The organism is Cupriavidus sp. 2KB_3 (assembly GCF_052115685.1).
GTDB lineage: Bacteria > Pseudomonadota > Gammaproteobacteria > Burkholderiales > Burkholderiaceae > Cupriavidus > Cupriavidus campinensis.
The window spans coordinates 131,209-137,328 of the sequence record NZ_JBFRHD010000021.1 but is presented as its reverse complement, the minus strand read 5'-3'; the positions used below and the strand labels follow the sequence as shown (position 1 = coordinate 137,328).

Below are 6,120 nucleotides of genomic sequence, written 5' to 3'. Positions count from 1 at the left end.
TGTCTATTTCATGGCGTTTGGCGATCTCACCATAGCCTGCCTGACCGTCCAGGTAGCTCTGGATAACTGTCAGCCTGAACTGCTCCGAGTACCGATACATGAAAAAACACCCCAAAAGTTGGTGTCCAACTTTTGGGGTGCAGTTCATCATGCGTGGCTTTTTTTCATGGGCAGTCCGCTCGGTGCCTCAGTCCTTCAAAAACATCTCCTGGAGGTCGTTCAGGAAACGCCGGCCCAGTTCGGTCGGGCGGATCGTGGCGAGGTCCGCTTCCAGCAGGCCCTTCTTCTCGGCCTCGGCCAGCGTCTTGCTAATGGTGTGCAGCGGCAGGCCGGTGTAGTCGTGAAAGCTCGATGCCGGCACGCCGTCGGTCAGCCGCAGCGCGTTGAGCATGAACTCGAACGGCAGTTCGTCGGCGCTCACATCGCGTGCTTCCTGCACCGCGTTGCCGGCCATGGCTTCCCGCATGTAGGTGGCGGGGTGCTTGTGCCGCATCTGGCGCAGCACCCGGTGCGGGAACGACAGCTTGCCGTGCGCGCCCGCCCCGATGCCTAGGTAGTCGCCAAAACGCCAGTAATTGAGGTTGTGGCGCGCCTCCCGGTGCGGCTTGCCGTAGGCCGAGGTCTCGTAGTGCCGGAAGCCGGCCTCGCCGGTGCGGGCCTCGATGAGGTCCTGCATCTCGTAGGCGATGTCCTCGTCCGGCAGCGCGGGCGGGTACTTGGCGAACAGCGTGTTCGGCTCCAGCGTCAGGTGGTACATCGACAGGTGCGTGGTGCCATAAGCCAGCGCCGCTTCAAGGTCGCGCACGCATTCCTCCACGGTCTGGCCCGGCAGCGCGTACATTAGGTCGAGGTTCACGTTGTCGAAGCTGGCCTGGGCGATGTCGATGGCCGCGCGCGCCTCGCGCTCGCCGTGGATGCGGCCCAGCGCCTGGAGATGCCGGTCGCTGAAGCTCTGGATGCCGATCGACAGCCGGTTGACGCCGCTCGCGCGATAGCTCGCGAACCGCTCGGCCTCGAAGGTGCCGGGGTTGGCTTCCATCGTGATCTCGGCGTCGGCATCGAGCGGCAGCAGCGCGCGGATATCCGACAGCAGCCGGTCCATGCCGGCGGCGGACAGCAGGCTTGGCGTGCCCCCGCCGATGAACACCGTATGCACGGGGCGGCCCCAGACCAGCGGCAGCGATTGTTCCAGGTCGGCGCGCAGGGCGTCGAGGTAGGCGTCTTCGGGGATGTCGTGGCTGTCTTGTCCGCCAACGGTGCCAGGCGCCGCGTGCGAGTTGAAATCGCAATACGGACACTTGCGCACGCACCACGGGATATGCACGTAGAGCGAGAGCGGCGGGGAGCCGGGCAGGGCGATCTGGCCCGGCTTGAGCCAGAGTTGCTGGTTGTCGGCGGGAGAAACGGCGACGGAAACAGCCGGCTTGCCGCTGCCGACGGGGTGAATCGGAATCATGCGCGAACCTTCAGGCTGGCCGCCTGGAGCCGGGCCACCAGGCCCTGGAGCGCCAGCGCGCGGTGACTGATGGCGTTCTTCTCTTCCGCGCTCAGTTCGGCGGCCGTCTTGCCGATGCGCGGGAGCAGGAAATGCGGGTCGTAGCCGAAGCCGCCGGCGCCGCGGGGGGCATCGACCACCTCGCCGGCCCAGGTGCCCTCGGCGATGATCGGCCGCGGGTCGTCGGCATGGCGTACCAGCACCAGCACGCAGTAGTAGTGCGCGTGGCGATTGAGCTTGCCGGCCAACTGCGAGATCAGGTGCGCGTTGTTGGCCGCGTCGGACTTCGGCTTGCCCACGCGCTGCGCGTAGCGGGCCGAATACACGCCCGGGGCGCCGTCCAGCGCGTCCACGCAGATGCCTGAGTCGTCGGCGAGCGCCGGCATGCCGGAGAGCCGGCTGGCGTGGCGTGCCTTGGCCAGCGCGTTCTCGACGAAGGTCGGATGCGGTTCCTCGGCTTCGGGAATGCCGAGGTCGCCCTGCGGCACCACGTCGATGCCCAGCGGCATCAGCAGCGCGCCGAACTCGCTCAGCTTGCCGGGATTGTTGGAGGCCAGCACAAGGCGTTGCATCGTCATCCCCTTTTGCTTTGCACGGTTCTCGTCGCTTACAGGCCGAGCGCCAGCTTCTGGTGGCGTACGAGGTCGGCAATGCCGGCTTCGGCCAGGCCCGTCATGGCGTCCAGGTCGGCGCGGCTGAACGGCACGCCTTCAGCGGTGCCCTGCACTTCGACGAAGCCGCCGCTGCCGGTCATCACCACGTTCATGTCGGTGTCGCAGCTGCTGTCCTCGGCGTAGTCGAGGTCGAGCACGGGCACGCCATCGACCATGCCCACGGAAACCGCGGCCACGAAGTCAAGAATTGGACTTTTTGCGATCAGGCCATCGGCCAGCATCTTGCTCACGGCATCATGGGCGGCCACGAAGGCGCCGGTGATGGCGGCCGTGCGGGTGCCGCCATCGGCCTGGAGCACGTCGCAATCGAGATGGAGGGTGTACTCGCCCAGCGCGCCGAGGTCGAACACCGTGCGCATGGCGCGGCCAATCAGGCGCTGGATCTCCTGCGTGCGGCCGGTCTGCTTGCCGCGCGCGGCCTCGCGGTCGGAGCGGGTGTGCGTGGCGCGGGGCAGCATGCCGTACTCGGCCGTGACCCAGCCTTCGCCGCTGCCCTTCTTGTGCGGCGGCACCTTGGCCAGCACGCTGGCCGTGCACAGCACCTTGGTATCGCCAAAGGCACTCAGCACGGCACCTTCCGCGTGGCGGGTGTAGTGGCGGGTCAGGGTGATGGGTCGCAGCGCATCGGCTGCGCGTCCGCTGGGTCGCATGGGGATCTTTCGTTGGAGTCGGGTGAGACCGCGATTCTAACGCCGGCGGGCCATGCGTGCCCGCCGGCATCCCGTGCGCGATACTTCAGCGCATGAAATTGGTGGTCTTGTCGATCGCGGCGCGAATCTCGGCAATCGACCGTTCGATCTCTTCCTCGGACAGCAGGTCGCTCTCGTTGCCCGTCCGCTCCAGGATCGACGTGGTGAAGGCGTTCAGCGGCAGGGTGTCGGTGAGCACGGCGTCGTCGTTCGGCACGGTAGCGTCGGCTTCCCACATCATGGCGATGGCTGTGGTGTTGTCGGCACCTTCGCCCGCGTTTTGAAGCGCCTGTTCGATCATGTCCGGAATGGCGTGCACCACCGACAGGCTGGTCACCTTGTCGACGATGACCTTTTCTTCCAGCGCGCCCCACAGGCCGTCCGAGCACAGCATCGCCACGTCGCCCGGTTCCAGGCGCACGGGTCCGCCGATGTCGATCAGCGGCAGGTTGGGCGAGCCAAGGCAGTTGTACAGCTTGTTGCGCTCGGGGTGGTTGGCCACGTCCATCGGCAGTACGCGCTCCTGCTGGAGCAGGTTTTCGATCTTCGAGTGGTCGCGCGTGCGGGTGAGCAGCGTGCCCTTGCGGATCAGGTACAGGCGCGAATCCCCCGCGTGGGCCCAGTGGATCTGGCCGTTCTGGATCAGGCAGCAGACCACGGTGGTGCGCGGCACGTCCGCCAGGCGGTTGGCTTCGGCGTAGCGATGGATCTCGCGATGCGCCAGCATGACCGTGTCCTGGAGGAAGTCCGCCGGATTGCGGATGGCCGGGCGGGCCTGGGTCTGGAACTGGCGCGCCAGCGTCTGCAGGGCTTGCTGCGCGGCGACTTCGCCCAGCGCATGGCCGCCCAGGCCGTCGGCCAGCACCATCAGCAGGGCGTCACGCGTGAAGCAGTAGCCCATGCGGTCCTGGTTGATACGGCGGCCGCCTTTCCGGCTTTCCTGGTAGACGGAGAATCGCATGTTGTCGTGAGTTCGGTCAGGGCCGGCCCGGCGGGTGCGCGGGGCCGACGCGTAGTGATTTAATCGCCGCTCTGCGTGGTGGCGGTGTCGTCGCGGCGGCGCAGCAGGGTCATGAAGCGGCTCGTTGCGTTCATGCGTTCGGTAACGGGCCCGGCGGGGTTGGCCGCTGCCGCGGCGGCCGATTGCTCGCCCAGCGCGTTGCTCTGGTCACGCAACTCCTTCTGGAGGCGGAACACGCTTTGCGGGCGCTCGGACGGCGTGAGCCGGAGGCACCATTCCACGAGGTCCACCAGCCCGTTGGTATAGGTGGCGCGCAGGCGGGCGATCGATTCGCCCATGCGGTCTTCCTTCTCGCGCTGATTGGCTTCCTGCGGCGGCATGCCGGCCATGCACGCGTAGAGCGTGGCGCCCAGGCTGTAGATGTCGGTCCAGGGTCCGAGGTCGCTGTGCTTGCCGTAGAGTTCGGGCGCGGCGAAACCGGGGGTGTACATCGGCTGGAAGCGGGCGGCCTCCATGGTCAGGATCTGCCGCGCGGCGCCGAAGTCGAGCAGGATCGGCGATTCGTCCTCGCGCAGGTAGATATTGCCGGGCTTGATGTCCAGATGCAGCAGCTTGTGGATATGGACTTCGCGCAGCCCGCTCATCAGGTCGTGGAACACCTTGCGGATGAATCGCTCGCGCAGGACCTTGGGCTTGCCCTGCTGCCGGGCCTGCAGGATATGCTCCTGCAGCGTCTTGCCCAGCTCGTAGTTCATGACCATGTAGACCGTGGAGTTCTCGCGGAAGAAGTTCACCACGCGCACCACGCTCGGATGGGAAATGCGTGCCAGCGAGCGGCCTTCCTCGAAGAAGTATTTCAGGCCCAGGCGAAACGAGGCCGCGTTCTCGTCCGGGACGACCGGAATCAGCTCGCCAGGGTTGCGGCGGGCCAGCGAGGACGGCAGGTATTCCTTGATGGCCACCGGGGCGCCGGTTTCATCGGTGGCGAGGTAGACGAAACTGAACCCCCCGCTGGCCAACTTCTTTACAATACGGTAGTTGGCCAGCAGCGTGCCGATGGGCAGCGGCGCACTCTTGGGTTGGTTAGCGCCCTTGGACTCTGTCATAGGATTCGGGACCTCATTTGCTCCCGGATTCTCCCGGCTAATCGATCACTTGTAAAGAAAACATTAGCGGGGACTGTTGCCAAAAATCCGCGTTTTCCAACCGGGTTTTTCGTTGATTTTCTGCCCGGCCGGCGCGCTGCCGGCGCCCCCGCCCCGGTGCGGGCTTGCGCCCCCCGGCGGCTGGCGATAACCGCTCCGATTTACCCGTATTTCGACCCTTTCCGACCCTTTCCGACTCTTACGCGAGATAACCGACAATGATCCACAGCATGACAGGGTATGGCCTGGCGACGCGCCAGGCGCCGCTGACTAACGCCAAGGGCGAGCCCAGCGGCCGGACCGCATCGGTTTCGGTGGAATTCCGGACTGTCAATTCGCGTTTTCTCGACCTGTTGTTCCGCGCCCCCGAGGAATGCCGCGCGTTCGAGCCCGCCCTGCGCGAGATGCTCATGGGCGAGCTGTCGCGTGGCAAGCTGGAGTGCCGCATCAACCTGCAGCGCACCGATAACGGCGGCGCCACGCTGGCGCTGAACCAGGGCCTGCTGGACCAGATCCGCGCGCTGGAGTCCACCGTGGCCGCCACCTTCAGCGGCGCCGGTTCGCTGCGCATGGGCGAGATCCTGCGCTGGCCCGGCGTGCTGGTGGAGCCGGAACTGTCGCAGGAGTCCCTGCGCGAGGCTGTCACGGGTGCCGCGCGTGAAGCGCTGAACCAGCTGCTGGAAGCGCGTCGGCGCGAGGGCGAGGCCCTCAAGGCCACGCTCATGGAGCGCATCGACGCCATGCTGGCCATCGTCGAGCGCCTGACGCCGACCATCCCGCAACTGATCGCCCATCACCAGGAAAAGCTGACCGAGCGCCTCCAGGAGGCGTTCAACCTGGCCGCGCCGTCCGGCATGCCGTCGATGAGCCGCGACGAGATCGGCGAGCGCATCCGCCAGGAAGCCACGGTGTACGGCATCCGCATCGATATTGCCGAGGAGCTGTCGCGCCTGCAGGCCCACCTCAACGAAACGCGGCATATCCTGAAGAAGGGCGGTCAGGTCGGCAAGCGGCTCGACTTCATGATGCAGGAGCTGAACCGCGAGGCGAACACGCTTGGCTCGAAGGCCGCCGCCAAGGAGCTGGCCGATGCGTCGATGGAGCTCAAGTTGCTGATCGAGCAGATGCGCGAACAGATCCAGAATCTCGAATAAGT

Annotated in this window: 6 protein-coding genes; 1 reads left to right on the top strand and 5 read right to left on the bottom strand. The window is 66.2% G+C overall.

Translation table 11 applies throughout. The features are described from left to right. Positions 1-187: 187 nt before the first annotated feature. From hemW to AB4120_RS21865, 5 genes are all read right to left on the bottom strand, one after another. A complete protein-coding gene (gene hemW / locus AB4120_RS21885; RefSeq protein ID WP_149136473.1) occupies positions 188-1,456 on the bottom strand; it encodes a radical SAM family heme chaperone HemW in 1,269 nt (422 codons plus the stop codon). Then, the gene (gene rdgB, locus AB4120_RS21880) at positions 1,453-2,067 is read right to left on the bottom strand and encodes an RdgB/HAM1 family non-canonical purine NTP pyrophosphatase (RefSeq protein WP_149137569.1); all 615 of its coding nucleotides are present in this window, start codon (positions 2,065-2,067) and stop codon (positions 1,453-1,455) included. The genes hemW and rdgB overlap by 4 nt, the downstream gene beginning before the upstream one ends. 35 nt (positions 2,068-2,102) lie before the next feature. After that, entirely contained in the window at positions 2,103-2,819 is a 717-nt protein-coding gene (gene rph, locus AB4120_RS21875) for a ribonuclease PH (protein WP_149136472.1), read from the bottom strand. Positions 2,820-2,904: 85 nt separating this feature from the next. Further along, complete coding sequence (locus AB4120_RS21870; RefSeq protein WP_149136471.1) at positions 2,905-3,819, bottom strand: PP2C family protein-serine/threonine phosphatase; 915 nt, start codon at positions 3,817-3,819, stop codon at positions 2,905-2,907. A gap of 59 nt (positions 3,820-3,878) precedes the next feature. Next, positions 3,879-4,925 carry a serine/threonine protein kinase gene (locus tag AB4120_RS21865; protein WP_144201699.1) on the bottom strand — a complete coding sequence of 349 codons (1,047 nt, stop codon included), beginning with the start codon at positions 4,923-4,925 and terminating at the stop codon, positions 3,879-3,881. Between the two features lie 257 nt (positions 4,926-5,182). Between AB4120_RS21865 and AB4120_RS21860 the strand changes: the two genes are divergently transcribed. Beyond that, positions 5,183-6,118 (top strand): YicC/YloC family endoribonuclease, encoded by a 936-nt coding sequence (locus tag AB4120_RS21860; protein WP_149136470.1) that lies wholly within the window; start codon positions 5,183-5,185, stop codon positions 6,116-6,118. Positions 6,119-6,120: the final 2 nt, after the last annotated feature.